Genomic DNA, 13,888 nt, shown 5'->3' on the forward strand with positions numbered 1-13,888 from the left:
CCACGTCTGCGACCGTGCCGTACGAACTGTCAGGTCGCCGGCTGTGGTTGAGGAACGTGGGCCGACTCCCTGTCCCCGCGCCCCGGTTGACGTAGCAGCAACGCGATCGCCGCCGCCACCATCGAGACTCCGCCCGCCAGCGCGTACGCGCCGTTGTAGCCCCAGGCCGCGACCACCATGGAGCCGAGGCCGCCGCCGAACAGGCCGCTGACGAGCTTGCCGCTGTACACCAGGCCGTAGTTGGTGGCGTTGAAGTTCTCGCCGAAGTAGTCCGGGGTCAGGGCGGCGAACATCGGGTAGAACGCGCCGCCGCCGAAACCGGAGAGGAAGGCGAAGAACAGGAACAGCCATTCACTGCGCAGATGGCCGGCCCAGATCACGCCGAACTGGGCGAGGCCCAGGACCAAGATGACGAAGACCAGGGTGAGTTTGCGGCCCCACAGGTCGGACAGCCAGCCGACGACCGCGCGGCCGATGCCGTTGATGACGGCCATGATGCCCATCGAGGAAGCCGCCACCAGCGGGCCGAAACCGACGTCCTTGGCGAAGTCGACCTGGAAGGAGATCCCGAAGATCGACACCCCGGCGGTGAGCACGATGGACAGCCACATCAGGGGCAGCATGCCGGTGCGGATGGCCTCCTTGGGGGTGAACTGCTTTACGGCGGGCGGGTTCTTGGCGAGGCTCGTCGAGCTCTTGTCGTTGCCGCCGTAGGTCAGCGGGTCGATGTCGGCGGGCCACCAGTTCTTCGGCGGGTCCTTGAAGAAGAACGCGCACCCGAACACCACGATCAGGATGTAGCAGCCGATCAGATCCAGGACCCGGTGGTAATTCCCGGTGTCGAAGGCGTAGTTGAAGATGAAGATGAACGGCAGCGAACCGTAGGCGAAGCCGCCGTTGACGAACCCGGTGCGGGCGCCCCGCCGTTCGGGGAACCACTTGCCGACCATGTTGATGCAGGTCGCGTAGACCAGCCCGGCGCCGATGCCGCCGATCACGCCGAAGCCGATGATCGCCAGCCACACGTTGTCCAGGTGCGACAGGGCGAGGAAACCGATGACGCACAGCACCGAGCCGATGTACATCGCCCTGCGGGCCGACAGGATGCCCTTCTCCCGCATCCAGCCCGCCGGGAAGGCGATGCCGGCCTGGAAGAAGACCCAAATGCTCAGGATCCAGAAGGTGTTGCTCTGCGTCCAGCCGTGCGCGCTGGACAGGGTGTCCTCCGCGGAGCCGTACGCGTACTCGAAGACACTGATCGCCATCATGGCGATCCACGGCAGATAGATCATGATCTTGCGCGAGTGGCCGAGGATGTCCCGGTCGGTCTCGCCGACGCGGTAGACGCGGCCGTGGGCGTCGGTCACTTCACGGTAGGGACGGTTCGCGGCGCCGGATTCGTTCGTGGTGATGGGATCTGCGGTCATGTCACGCCATCTCCTCGCCGAGCGGGTGCGGATTGGGCACGATGCGCCGGGCGTCGGGCCTGCCCGGAGCCTTGAGGAAGAGCGCCAGCACCGCGGAGGCCAGGCCCACGGAACCGGCCAGGACGAACGCGCCGTGGTAGTCCCACTCACCCACGACGACCGCGCCCAGACCGGAGCCGACGAGCCCCGAGATCAGCTTCGAGCTGTAGACCATCCCGTAGTTGCTGGCGTTGTTGTTCTCACCGAAGTAGTCGGCCGTCATGGCCGCGAACAGCGGGAAGATCGCCCCGCCGCCGAAACCCGAGACCATGGAGCAGAACAGGAAGAACGGCATGCTGCCCATCTGGCCCGAGACCAGCACCCCGAACTGCGCGGTGCCGAGCACGAGACACACGATGATCAGCGTGTGGCGGCGGCCGAAACGGTCGGAGATCCAGCCGATGACACCGCGCCCGGTGCCGTTCACGATCGCCTTCAGGGACATCGCCGTGGCCACGATCCCGCCCGCGAAGCCCATGTCCTTGCCGAACGGCACCTGGAAGGCGATGCCGAAGATGTTGATGCCGGCCGTGCACAGCAGACAGAACCACATCATCCAGAGCACGGGGGTACGGGCGGCCTCCTTGGGTGTGTACTGCTTGACCGCCGGCGGGTTCTTCTCCAACGCCCGCCGGATCCTGGGGTCTTGGGCCGCTGTGAGCGGATCGACGTGCGCGGGCCACCAGTTCTTCGGCGGATCGCGGAAGAACCAGCCCGCCGAGGCCACCACCAGACACAGTCCTACGCCGACCAGGCTCAGCAGCACCTTGTAGTTGCCGAGGTCGAGCACGGAGGTGAAGAGGAACACGAACGGCACGGACCCGTAGGCGAATCCGCCGTTGACGAAGCCCGTCTTGCCGCCCTTGCGCTCCGGATACCACTTGCCGACCATGTTCACGCAGGTCGCATACACAAGACCGGCGCCGATACCGCTGCACATGCCGAAGCCGAAGTAGGCGACGAGCACGTTCGGTGCGAAGGCCAGTGCCAGATAGCCCAGCAGGGTGCCGAGCGCGCCGATCAACATGGCTGTACGCGCCGGGAGTTTGCCGCTCTCGCGCAACTGCCCGGCCGGGAAGGCCACGGCCGCCTGGAAGAACACCCAGACGCCCATCAGCCAGAATATGTGTCCGCTGTTCCACAGATGCGCGTCGTGGAGTGTTTCCTCCGCAGACGTGAACGCGTACTCGGCGGAGCTGATGCCCATCATGCCCACCCAGGGCAGGACGACCATCCACTTGCGCGCCCGGCCCATGATGTCGACATCGGATTCACCGATGCGGTACACGCGGCCGTGACGGTCCGTCACCTCCCTGTAGGAGACGGACGTCGGGAAGTCCGTTGTTGCCATCGCTCAGTGCCCCTTGCGTCGAAAGTTCTGGCCAGCGCCCCCTGTCCATTGCCTTTCGCGTGCGCACGGGTCCCCGGGGCCGGCCGACCGCACTGTCGGCCGGCCCCGCGTGGACTCACGTCATGAACCACCGCCCAACAGCCCTGCCGCACGCGCCCATCGGTACTTCGCGCCGAGCACGGCCACCGGCTTCTCCGTCGTGTACGGGTACGCCACGACCCCGCGCTCGTACAGGTACTGGCAGGCCTCCTCGACCTCGACGTCACCCGCGAGCGACGCCACCACCGGCTTCTCGATGCCGCGTTCCTTGAACTCGGCGACCACGCGCGCGGTCAGCTCCGCGAAGACCATCGGGGGAGTGACGATGGTGTGCCAGTAACCGAGGACGAGTGCGTGGATGCGCGGGTCCTCCAGACCCAGCCGGATCGTCGCCTCGTACGTCGACGGCGGCTCGCCCCCGGTGATGTCGACCGGGTTGCCCGCGGCCCCGAACGGCGGGATGAACTTCCGGAAGGACGCGTCCAGATCCGGCGGAATCTCCATCAGGGAAAGGCTGTTGTCGGTCACCGCGTCCGAGAGGAGCACGCCACTGCCGCCGGCGCCGGTGATGATAACGACGTTGTCTCCCTTGGGAGTTGGCAATACCGGCAGCCCGCGCGCGTACTCCAGCATGTCGTTGAGCCCGGGGGCGCGGATGACCCCGGCCTGCTTGAGGATGTCCTCGTACACGGCGTCGTCGCCCGCGAGCGCGCCCGTGTGCGAGCCGGCGGCCTTCGCCCCGGCCGCCGTACGACCTGCCTTCAGTACGACAACTGGCTTACGGGGAACGGTCTTTCGGGCCGCCTCGACGAACGCGCGGCCGTCCTTGAGGTCCTCCAGGTGCATCGCGATGCACTCGGTGTGCGGGTCCTCGCCGAACCAGGTCAGCAGGTCGTCCTCGTCCAGGTCCGACTTGTTGCCGAGCCCGACGATCGCCGACACCCCCGTCTTCGTGGTCCGCGCGAACCCCAGGATCGCCATCCCGATGCCACCGGACTGCGAGGTCAGCGCCACCCCGCCCTTCACGTCGTACGGCGTGCAGAACGTGGCGCACAGGTCGTGCCAGGTCGAGTAGTAGCCGTAGATGTTCGGCCCGAGGAGGCGGACGCCGTAACGTTCGGCGATCTCGACTATCTCTTCCTGGAGTTGGACCTCACCGGTCTCCGCGAAACCGGAGGGGATGAGGACGGCGTTGGGGATGTTCTTGCGACCCACCTCCTCCAGTGCCGCTGCCACGAACTTGGCGGGAATGGCGAAGACGGCCACATCCACCTCACCGGGAACGTCCGTGACACTCTTGTACGCCTTGCGGCCCAGAATGTCATCGGCCTTGGGGTTCACCGGATGGATCTCCCCGGCGAAGCCGCCGTCGACGAGGTTGCGCATCACCGAATTGCCGATCTTGCCCTGCTCGTTGGAGGCGCCGATCACGGCGACCGAAGTCGGCTCCATCAACCGGCGCATGGTCGTCAGGATTTCGTCGCGTGTATACCGTCGACGAGGTACCGGCTGCGACTCGGCGAGGATGACGCGGATGTCCGCCGCGACGGCACCTTCCGGTGTCGCGATCACCGGATTGAGGTCCACCTCGGCGATCTCCGGGAAGTCCGCGACCAGTTGGGACACCCGGCGGATCTGCTCCGCGATCGCCCACCGGTCGACGGCCGGTGCGCCGCGCACCCCGCGCAGGATCTCCGCCGCCCGGATCGAGTCCAGCATCGACAGCGCCTCGTCGGGGGTCACGGGTGCGAGCCGGAACGTCACGTCCTTGAGCACCTCGACGAGCACTCCGCCGAGCCCGAACGCGACCACCTTCCCGAACGTCGGGTCGGTCACCGCGCCGACGATCACCTCCTGCCCCTGCGGCAGCAACTCCTGTACCTGGATGCCCTCGATGCGGGCGTCGGCGTCGTACGTCCGCGCGTTGTCGACGATCCTGTGGAACGCGGCCCGTACGTCCGCCGCGCCCTCCACCCCGACGATCACTCCGCCGGCGTCGGTCTTGTGCAGGATGTCGGGGGAGACGATCTTCATCACCACGGGCCCGCCGAACCGCGCCGCGAACGCCACGGCCTCGTCGACGTCCGTCGCCAACTCCTCACCCGGTACGGCGATCCCGTACGCGTCGGCGATCACTTTGCCCTCCGGCGCGGTCAGCGCGAACCGCCCCTCGGCCCGCACGGAGTCGAGGAGGGCACGCACCCTCAGGGTCCGGTCCTCTGCCATCACGTCAGATCACCCCGTTCGACTTGAGGAGGCGCAACTCTTCGTCGCCGAGACCGAGTTCGCCGATGTAGACCTCTTCGTTGTGCTCGCCGAGCAGCGGTGAACTGGTCACGTCCACGGGGGAGTCGGAGAGCTTCAGCGGGCTGCCGACGGTGACGAACTCGCCTCGCTCGGGGTGCGGGACCGTCACGACCATCTCGTTGGCGACCAGCGACTCGTCCTCGATGATCTCCCTGGTCGACAGGATCGGCCCGCACGGGATGTTGTGGGCGTTGAGCCGTTCCAGCACCTCCCACTTGGGCAGCGTGGACGACCACTCCTCGATCAGCTGGAACATCTTGGAGAGCTGCGGCAACCGGGCCTCGGGCGTGGCCCATTCGGGGTCCTCGGACAGCTCGGGCCGGCCGATCAGCTCGGTGAGCGGCTTCCAGCCGACCGGCTGCACGATGACGTACACGTAGTCGTTCGGGCCGCCCGGCGCGCACTTGACCGCCCAGCCGGGCTGTCCGCCGCCGGACGCGTTGCCCGAGCGGGGCACCTCGTCGCCGAAGTCGTCGTTCGGGTACTCGGCGAGCGGCCCGTGCGCCAGCCGCTGCTGGTCGCGCAGCTTCACCCGGCACAGGTTCAACACGGCGTGCTGCATGGCCACGTTGACCCGCTGGCCACGGCCGGTGCTCTCACGCTGGAACAGTGCCGCCAGTATCCCGGCTACTGTATGCACCCCTGTGCCGGAGTCACCGATCTGAGCGCCCGTGGCCAGCGGCGGCCCGCCCTCGAAGCCGGTGGTCGACATCGACCCGCCCATCGCCTGCGCGACGACCTCGTACGCCTTGAAGTTGGTGTACGGACCGTCTCCGAAGCCCTTGATGGACGCATACACAATACGGGGATTGATCTCCTGTATGCGATCCCAGGTGAACCCCATACGGTCGACCGCGCCCGGCCCGAAGTTCTCGACCATGACGTCGGAGCGCCGGATCAGCTCGGTGAGGATCTCCTTGCCGCGCTCGGTCTTGGTGTTGAGGGTGATGCTCCGCTTGTTGCAGTTGAGCATCGTGAAGTAGAGCGAGTCGACGTCCGGGAGGTCGCGCAGCTGCTTGCGCGTGATGTCACCGGTCGGTGCCTCCAGCTTGACGACGTCGGCGCCGAGCCAGGCGAGGAGCTGGGTCGCGGAGGGGCCGGACTGGACGTGCGTCATGTCGAGGACGCGGATGCCCTCAAGTGCCCTTGCGGTCATGGCCGTTCACCTCACTTGTACATCGTCTGGTTCATGGTTCCGGGGGCGTACGCGTCCGGGTCGACCCAGACGTTGATCAGCGACGGCTTGCCCGACTCGCGGGCGCGCTGGAGCGCGGGGCCGATGTCGGCGGGGTCGCGGACCTCCTCGCCGTAACCGCCCAGCATCTGGGCGAACTTGTCGTAGTGGACGTCACCGAGGGTGTTGCCGACCCGCTCGCGTTCCAGGCCGTACTTGGCGGCCTGGCCGTAACGGATCTGGTTCATCGAGGAGTTGTTGCCGACGATGCCGACGAAGGGGAGGTCGTAGCGCACGAGGGTCTCGAAGTCCCAGCCGGTGAGGGAGAACGCGCCGTCGCCGAACAGCGCGACGACCTCCTTGTCGGGGCGTGCCTGCTTGGCCGCGAGGACGAAGGGGATGCCGACGCCGAGGGTGCCGAGGGGGCCCGGATCCATCCAGTGGCCGGGCGACTTGGGCTGCACGACCTGCCCGGAGAAGGTGACGATGTCGCCGCCGTCGCCGATGTAGATGGAGTCCTCGGTGAGGAAGTCGTTGATCTCGCTGACCAGGCGGTAGGGGTGGATCGGTGACGCGTCCGACTTCAGGCTGGGCAACCGCTTCTCGATCGCGGCCTGTTCGGCGGCGCGCAGCTCGTCGAGCCACTCCTTGCGCCTGGACGCACCGCCGTTGAGGCGTCCCGAGGCGGCTTCCGCGACCGACTTCAGCACGAGCCCCGCGTCGCCGACGATGCCGAGGTCGATGTCGCGGTTCTTGCCGACGGTGCGGTAGTCGAGGTCGATCTGCACGACGGTCGCGTCGGGGGAGAGGCGCTTGCCGTAGCCCATGCGGAAGTCGAAGGGCGTGCCGACGATGACGATGACGTCGGCGTTGGAGAAGGCGTACCGGCGCGAGAGCTGGAAGTGGTGCGGGTCGCCGGGCGGGAGGGTGCCGCGCCCCGCGCCGTTCATGTACGCGGGGATGTTGAGGGTGCGGACGAGGTCAATGGCCGCCTCGGTGCCGCGAGTTGTCCACACCTGACTGCCCAACAGGATCGCCGGCTTCTCGGCGTGGACCAGCAGGTCGGCGAGCTTCTCGATCGCCTCGGGGTCGCCGGCCGACCGGGTCGAGGCGCGATAGGCGCCCGGCTTCGGCACCCGTGCCTTGCCCACCGGCACCTTCGCGTCGAGGACATCGCGCGGGATCTCCAGGAAGGAGGGGCCGGGCGCGCCGTGGTAGCACTCGCGGAACGCCATCGACACCATGTCGGCGGCGCGCGCCGTGTCCGGCACGGTCGCCGCGAACTTGGTGATCGGCGTCATCATGTCGACGTGCGGCAGGTCCTGCAGGGACCCCATCTTGTGCTGGGTGAGGGCCCCTTGGCCGCCGATGAGCAGCATCGGGGACTCGGCGCGGAAGGCGTTGGCGACACCGGTGACGGCGTCGGTCGTACCGGGACCCGCGGTGACCACCGCGCACCCCGGCCTGCCGGTGATCCGCGCGTAGCCGTCCGCCGCGTGGGCTGCCACCTGTTCGTGGCGTACGTCGACGACTTCTATGCCCTCGTCGACGCAGCCGTCGTAGATGTCGATGATGTGGCCGCCGCACAGGGTGTAGATGCGGTCGACCCCCTCGGCCTTCAGGGCTTTGGCGACGAGATGACCACCGGAAATCACGTCCTGGGTGTCGTCGGGCATGGCGAAGTCCTGTCCCTTCGTAGGGGGTTGGAACGCTCTCGCGGTACATTGCATACAGTCGACGAATACTGTATGAAACTTGTTATCCCGCATCCGGTGGGTGGTGTCCAGGGGGCGTGCGGCACTTTTCGGGGGTACGGGGTCGCTCTCCGGACAGACACAGCAGCGAGGAGCTCGGATGGATCTGTACGAGCACCAGGCAAGGGAACTCTTCGAGGAGCACGGCATCGTGGTGCCCCGGGCCGAGGTCACGGCCTCGTCCAAGGAGGCACGGGAGATCGCCCGCAGGCTGGGCGGACGCGTCGTGGTGAAGGCGCAGGTCAAGACCGGCGGGCGAGGTCGGGCGGGTGGAGTGAAGTTCGCCGCCGACCCTGCCGCCGCCGAGCTGACGGCCCGGCAGATCCTCGGCATGGACATCAAGGGCCACAGGGTCGGCAAGGTGATGCTGGCCCAACCCGTCGACATCGAGAGCGAGTTCTACGTCTCGTACGTCCTCGACCGCGCGGCGGGCCGCTTCCTCGCGATCGCGTCCGCGGAGGGCGGTATGGAGATCGAGGAGATCGCCGTCAGTCGACCGGAGGCAGTAGCCCGTATACACATCGACCCGGCCGAGGGCGTCACCTCGGCGAAGGCGGGCGAGATCGCCGAGGCGGCCGGCCTGCCGCCGCAGACCGTCGACGCCCTCGTACGGCTGTGGGAGGTGCTGGTCCGCGAGGACGCCGTCCTCGTCGAGGTGAACCCGCTCGTCGGGACGAAACAGGGTCAGATCCTCGCCCTCGACGGCAAGGTCACTCTCGACGACAACGCCCGCTTCCGGCAGGCGCGTTGGGGTGCCGAGGGCGCGGCGCACGACGATCCGCTGGAGGCGGCGGCCGCCGCGAAGGGGCTCAACTACGTCAAGCTCGACGGCGAGGTCGGCATCATCGGCAACGGCGCGGGCCTGGTCATGTCGACGCTCGATGTGGTCGCCGGCTGTGGCGCCCGTCCCGCCAACTTCCTCGACATCGGCGGTGGGGCGTCCGCCCAGATCATGGCCGACGGGCTGTCCGTCATCCTCTCCGACCCGGCCGTGAAGTCGGTGTTCGTCAACGTCTTCGGCGGCATCACCGCATGCGACGCGGTGGCCGACGGCATCGTGCAGGCCCTGGACACCGTCCAGTTGACCAAGCCGTTGGTCGTCCGGCTCGACGGCAACAACGCGGCCCAGGGGCGAGCCATCCTCGACGGGCACGCGCATCCGCTGGTCCAACAGGCCACCACCATGGACGGCGCCGCCCGCCGCGCCGCCGACCTCGCCAACGCACGCTAAGGAGCCGGGACATGGCGATCTACCTCACCAAGGAGAGCAAGGTCCTCGTCCAGGGCATGACCGGCGGCGAGGGCATGAAGCACACCCGCCGGATGCTCGCCGCCGGCACGAACGTCGTCGGCGGCGTCAACCCGCGCAAGGCCGGCCGTACCGTCGACTTCGACGACCGGGCCGTGCCGGTCTTCGGGTCGGTCGCCGACGGTATGCGGTCGACCGGAGCCGATGTCAGCGTCGTGTTCGTGCCGCCGGCCTTCGCGAAGGCGGCCGTGACCGAGGCCGCCGACGCGGGCATCGGCCTGGCCGTCGTCATCACCGAGGGCATCCCCGTCCACGACTCGGTCGCCTTCACGGCGTACGCCACGTCGAAGGGCACCCGGGTCATCGGCCCCAACTGCCCCGGCCTGATCACCCCCGGCCAGGCCAACGCGGGCATCATCCCCGCCGACATCACCAAGCCGGGCCGTATCGGCCTGGTCTCCAAGTCGGGCACCCTCACCTACCAACTCATGTACGAACTACGGGACATCGGATTCTCGACGTGCGTCGGCATCGGCGGAGACCCCGTCGTCGGCACGACCCACATCGACTGCCTCGCCGCGTTTCAGGACGACCCCGACACCGAACTTATCGTCCTCATCGGGGAGATCGGCGGCGACGCGGAGGAACGCGCCGCCGTGTACATCCGCGACCACGTCTCCAAGCCCGTCGTCGGCTACATCGCCGGCTTCACCGCGCCCGAGGGCAAGACGATGGGCCACGCGGGCGCCATCGTGTCGGGCTCCTCCGGCACGGCGGCGGCGAAGAAGGAGGCCCTGGAGGCCGTAGGAGTGAGGGTCGGAAGCACGCCGACGGAGACCGCGCGCCTGGTGTTGGACCGGTTGAATTTCCGGTAGGCGGCACTGGGCCTCCCGTAAGGGGCACGTGACGTCACTCATAGTTGTTGTGCCGTGACTGTTGCGCTCCTTCGAGCGCAACTAGCTTCATCTGTACGACAGTTCGTACGTAGGACCGTTCCTGCCTCACCCCGCCCCGACGGTGCACCGAGAGCGGAGCAGAAGCATGGCATCAACCCTCAGCCCCAGCCTCACTGTTCATCCCCCGACCCTCAAAGCGGGCACGTCCTGGAGTGACGCCTGGCGGCGTTGCCTCGCCGTCGCGCCCGAGGCGTTCCAGGACGACCGTGTCCTCAACCTCTGGAACGCGGCCTGGCAGCGGGACGGCCGGGCTCTGCCCGCCACCAGCCCCGTCGACGGCTGCCCGATCGCCGGCCCGCCCCGCTTGGACCGGTCCACCGCCCACCAGGCCGTACGCGCCTCCCTCGACCAGCACCGCGCCTGGCGCCACGTCCCGCTCGATGAGCGGCGTGCCCGTGTCGCGGCCACGCTGGACGCCCTGACCGAGCACCGCGAACTCCTCGCGCTGCTGCTGGTCTGGGAGATCGGCAAGCCGTGGCGGCTCGCGCAGGCGGACGTGGACCGGTCCATCGACGGCGTGCGCTGGTACGTCGACGGCATCGAGCCGATGCTCGCCGGCCGCACCCCGCTCGACGGCCCGGTGTCCAACATCGCGAGCTGGAACTACCCGATGAGCGTCCTCGTCCACGCGATGCTCGTGCAGGCGTTGGCGGGGAACGCGGTCATCGCCAAGACCCCGACCGACGGCGGCGTCGCCTGCCTCACCCTGGCCGCGGCGCTCGCCGCGCGCGAGGGGATTCCCGTCACCCTCGTCAGCGGCAGCGGAGGCGAACTGTCGGAGGCGCTGGTCCGCGCGCCCGAGATCGGCTGCGTCTCCTTCGTCGGCGGCCGCGACACCGGAGCCGCGGTGGCCACGGCCGTCGCCGACCTCGGCAAGCGGCACATCCTGGAACAGGAAGGACTCAACACCTGGGGCATCTGGAACCACACGGACTGGGACACCCTCACCGCGGTCATCCCCAAGCTCTTCGACTACGGAAAACAGCGCTGCACGGCCTATCCGCGCTTCGTCGTCCAGCGTGAGCTGTTCGACGAGTTCCTCACGGCCTATCTCCCCGCGGTCCGAACTCTCCGTGTCGGCCACCCGCTTGCGGTCCGGCACGCCCAAGACCCGTATCCGGAACTGGACTTCGGGCCGGTGATCAACGCGGCCAAGGCCAAGGAACTCCACGACCAGGTGGCCGAGGCGATCGACCGCGGCGCCGTACCGCTCCACCGCGGCAAGCTGTCCGAGGCCAACTTCCTTCCCGGGCAGGACACTTCGGCGTACGTCCGCCCCGTCACCCTCCTCAACCCGCCCCCGTCGTCCCCGCTGCACCACGCGGAACCGTTCGGCCCGGTCGACACCATCGTCCTGGTCGACACGGAGGCGGAACTGCTCGCCGCGATGAACGCGTCCAACGGCGCGCTGGTCGCCACCCTCTCCACCGACGACCGGGCCACCTACGACCGACTGGCCCCGCAGATCCGCGCGTTCAAGGTCGGCCACGGCAAGCCACGCTCCCGCGGCGACCGCGACGAGTTGTTCGGCGGGTTCGGTGCCTCCTGGCGCGGCGCCTTCGTCGGCGGCGAACTCCTCATCCGCGCGGTGACACACGGGCCGGTGGGGGAGCGGTTGCCGGGCAACTTCCCGGAGTACCAGCTCATGCCGTGACCGGTGGGTACCGGCTCACGCCGTGATCGGCGCGTACGGCTCATGTCGTGACCGGCGGCCGGGTGGCACTCGCGTCCGTCGGCTGCCACCCGGCGATGATCTCGTCGGCCAACCAGCGCGCCACGCCCCGCGGATAGGGGCGCGGCAGGCTCAGCACGATGTGGTTCATCCCGGCGTCGATGAGCCGCCCGACCGTCTCCCGCGTCGCGGCCGGATCGTCGTACGACACCAGGACCTGCACGGAACGTGTGATTTCGCCCGGGTCGCGGCCCAGTTCGGCGCAGTGCGCGTCGAGGACGCGGGCGCGTTCGGCGACGTACTCGACGGTGTTGTGCGGCGGCCCGGGAACGTTCCAAATGTCGGCGTGTTCGGCGACCAGCCGCAGCAGCCGGGTGCCCCAGCCGCCGATGAGCAGCGGGGGACCCGGCCGCTGCACGGGCTTGGGCTCGTTCCGGGTTCCCCTGAGCCGGTAGTGAGAGCCCTCGAAGTCGAAGACGTCCCGGGTCCACATCCCCTTCAGGATCTCGACGGTCTCCGCGAGCCGCGCGAGGCCCTCGGCGGGCGGGACGAGCGAGAGGCCGTACGCCTCGTACTCCGCGATCGCCGGATTGGTGCCGGAGATCCCGCCCGCGCCCGGCGGCTGATGCGTGCCGCCGACTCCCAGCCCGAGCACCAGCCGCCCGCCCGAGATCACGTCCACGGTGGACGCCATCTTGCCGAGCACGGCCGGCGGACGGACGCGGTTGCTGGTCACGAGGAGCCCGAGCCGCAGCCGCCGCGTCTGCGCCGCGAGCGCGCTGAGCAGCGTCCAGCCCTCGTGTATCTGCCCGTCCTTGGGCCCGGCGACCGGCAGCAGGTGGTCCCACAGCCAGGCGTCCGCGATCTCCGGCACGGAGTCCGCCTCCAGCCAGACCCGTCGGATGTCCTCGTATGACACATGCATGGGGGTGGTCTTGATCCCGAAACGCACGGTGGTCATGTCAGCCTCGTCCGTCATGGCCGTCAGCGTAGCCAATCATCAGAGATACTGACGGTCAGGTGAGGGATTCAGTCGGGATACAGTCGACGAATGGCCAACGATCAGCACCCCACCTCCTTGGAGTCCCGGCTCGGCTACCTCCTCAAGCACGCCCAGGCGAGACTGGCCAGGACGTCGGCCGAGGCGCTGGCGCCGCACGGAGTGGACGGTCATGAGCTGGCCGTACTGGTGGTGCTCTCGGCGGGGGAGCCGTTGTCGCAGGTCGAGGCCGCCGGGCGGCTCGGGGTCGACCGGACCACGATGGTGTCGCTGATCGACGGGCTGGAGGACCACGGTCTGGTGGAGCGGAGGCGCAGCCCGCAGGACCGCCGTAAGAACATCGTCGAACTGACCCCGGAGGGCCGGGACTGCCTGCGTCAGGCCGAGAAGGCCCGCCGTGCGGCGGAGCGTCGTTTCCTCGCTCCGCTGGACGAGGAGACGGCGGCGTCACTCGTCCGGGCACTGCGGACGTTGGTGCTCGTGGAGCGGGAGTGATGGGAGTGATGGGAGTGAGCGGCCGGAACGGGTGGGTGGCGGAGTGGCGAAATTCGGCCGGCGCCGGTAGTCGCTCGTTTACCTGCGGTGGCGAATTCCCGCAGGTCGCGGGCCCTCCGTGACCTGCTCTCCCAGGGGTGGATATGCAGGTGAAAGGCGCTCCGAAAGCTTGGTATTGTTGTCCATGTCGCCGCGGGGAACACCCCCGGCCAGGCGGCAGACACCTAGTCCGGGTGGCGGAATGGCAGACGCGCTAGCTTGAGGTGCTAGTGCCCTTTAACGGGCGTGGGGGTTCAAGTCCCCCCTCGGACACAACCTTTGCGCACACGGATGATGCCGGCCGGGTTTCGGTCGGCATCATCTCTTTTTGATGGTCATACGTGAGGCGTAGCCCAACTGTCGGTAGAGTCCCGCCTCTTCGCCGG

At 68.4% G+C, this 13,888-nt stretch carries 10 protein-coding genes and 1 tRNA gene; 5 read left to right on the forward strand and 6 right to left on the reverse strand.

Going from position 1 to position 13,888, the window contains the following annotated elements; translation table 11 throughout:
• Positions 1-29: 29 nt before the first annotated feature.
• The 5 genes from OG496_RS44960 to OG496_RS44980 form a co-directional block, all read right to left on the reverse strand.
• Complete coding sequence (locus OG496_RS44960) at positions 30-1,427, reverse strand: OFA family MFS transporter (protein ID WP_405974956.1); 1,398 nt, start codon at positions 1,425-1,427, stop codon at positions 30-32.
• A gap of 1 nt (position 1,428) precedes the next feature.
• Positions 1,429-2,817, reverse strand: a complete 1,389-nt coding sequence (locus OG496_RS44965) for an OFA family MFS transporter (protein WP_405974957.1) — start codon at positions 2,815-2,817, stop codon at positions 1,429-1,431.
• 120 nt (positions 2,818-2,937) lie between these two features.
• Positions 2,938-5,082: an acetate--CoA ligase family protein gene (locus OG496_RS44970; RefSeq protein WP_405974958.1), complete on the reverse strand. Its 2,145-nt coding sequence runs from the start codon at positions 5,080-5,082 to the stop codon at positions 2,938-2,940.
• Positions 5,083-5,086: 4 nt separating this feature from the next.
• Positions 5,087-6,319 carry a formyl-CoA transferase gene (gene frc / locus OG496_RS44975; protein WP_405974959.1) on the reverse strand — a complete coding sequence of 411 codons (1,233 nt, stop codon included), beginning with the start codon at positions 6,317-6,319 and terminating at the stop codon, positions 5,087-5,089.
• Positions 6,320-6,330: 11 nt separating this feature from the next.
• Positions 6,331-8,013 (reverse strand): thiamine pyrophosphate-binding protein, encoded by a 1,683-nt coding sequence (locus tag OG496_RS44980; protein ID WP_405974960.1) that lies wholly within the window; start codon positions 8,011-8,013, stop codon positions 6,331-6,333.
• Positions 8,014-8,191: 178 nt separating this feature from the next.
• On the opposite strand from OG496_RS44980, the gene sucC reads away from it, so the two are divergent.
• The 3 genes from sucC (at position 8,192) to OG496_RS44995 (ending at position 11,950) form a co-directional block, all read left to right on the forward strand.
• On the forward strand, positions 8,192-9,322 hold the full coding sequence (gene sucC / locus OG496_RS44985; RefSeq protein ID WP_405974961.1) for an ADP-forming succinate--CoA ligase subunit beta: 1,131 nt from the start codon (positions 8,192-8,194) through the stop codon (positions 9,320-9,322).
• Between the two features lie 11 nt (positions 9,323-9,333).
• Positions 9,334-10,215 carry a succinate--CoA ligase subunit alpha gene (gene sucD, locus OG496_RS44990; RefSeq protein WP_405974962.1) on the forward strand — a complete coding sequence of 294 codons (882 nt, stop codon included), beginning with the start codon at positions 9,334-9,336 and terminating at the stop codon, positions 10,213-10,215.
• 166 nt (positions 10,216-10,381) lie between these two features.
• Entirely contained in the window at positions 10,382-11,950 is a 1,569-nt protein-coding gene (locus OG496_RS44995; RefSeq protein WP_405974963.1) for an aldehyde dehydrogenase family protein, read from the forward strand.
• A gap of 40 nt (positions 11,951-11,990) precedes the next feature.
• Here the strand turns inward: OG496_RS44995 and OG496_RS45000 are convergent, their stop codons facing one another.
• A complete protein-coding gene (locus tag OG496_RS45000; protein WP_405974964.1) occupies positions 11,991-12,947 on the reverse strand; it encodes an LLM class flavin-dependent oxidoreductase in 957 nt (318 codons plus the stop codon).
• 72 nt (positions 12,948-13,019) lie between these two features.
• On the opposite strand from OG496_RS45000, the gene OG496_RS45005 reads away from it, so the two are divergent.
• Both OG496_RS45005 and OG496_RS45010 read left to right on the forward strand, forming a co-directional pair.
• A complete protein-coding gene (locus OG496_RS45005; RefSeq protein ID WP_405974965.1) occupies positions 13,020-13,463 on the forward strand; it encodes a MarR family winged helix-turn-helix transcriptional regulator in 444 nt (147 codons plus the stop codon).
• 227 nt (positions 13,464-13,690) lie between these two features.
• Positions 13,691-13,775 (forward strand) — tRNA-Leu (locus OG496_RS45010).
• Positions 13,776-13,888: the final 113 nt, after the last annotated feature.

Source organism: Streptomyces sp. NBC_00988, from assembly GCF_045162645.1.
In the GTDB taxonomy this organism is placed as follows: domain Bacteria; phylum Actinomycetota; class Actinomycetes; order Streptomycetales; family Streptomycetaceae; genus Streptomyces.

Bases quoted from the DNA above. Each gene is read 5' to 3' on its own strand.
- OG496_RS44980 (WP_405974960.1), bottom strand. From the start codon at position 8,013: ATGCCCGACGACACCCAGGACGTGATTTCCGGTGGTCATCTCGTCGCC.
- frc (WP_405974959.1), bottom strand. From the start codon at position 6,319: ATGACCGCAAGGGCACTTGAGGGCATCCGCGTCCTCGACATGACGCAC.
- sucD (WP_405974962.1), top strand. From the start codon at position 9,334: ATGGCGATCTACCTCACCAAGGAGAGCAAGGTCCTCGTCCAGGGCATG.
- OG496_RS44965 (WP_405974957.1), bottom strand. From the start codon at position 2,817: ATGGCAACAACGGACTTCCCGACGTCCGTCTCCTACAGGGAGGTGACG.
- OG496_RS45000 (WP_405974964.1), bottom strand. From the start codon at position 12,947: ATGACGGACGAGGCTGACATGACCACCGTGCGTTTCGGGATCAAGACC.
- OG496_RS44970 (WP_405974958.1), bottom strand. From the start codon at position 5,082: ATGGCAGAGGACCGGACCCTGAGGGTGCGTGCCCTCCTCGACTCCGTG.
- sucC (WP_405974961.1), top strand. From the start codon at position 8,192: ATGGATCTGTACGAGCACCAGGCAAGGGAACTCTTCGAGGAGCACGGC.
- OG496_RS44960 (WP_405974956.1), bottom strand. From the start codon at position 1,427: ATGACCGCAGATCCCATCACCACGAACGAATCCGGCGCCGCGAACCGT.
- OG496_RS45005 (WP_405974965.1), top strand. From the start codon at position 13,020: ATGGCCAACGATCAGCACCCCACCTCCTTGGAGTCCCGGCTCGGCTAC.
- OG496_RS44995 (WP_405974963.1), top strand. From the start codon at position 10,382: ATGGCATCAACCCTCAGCCCCAGCCTCACTGTTCATCCCCCGACCCTC.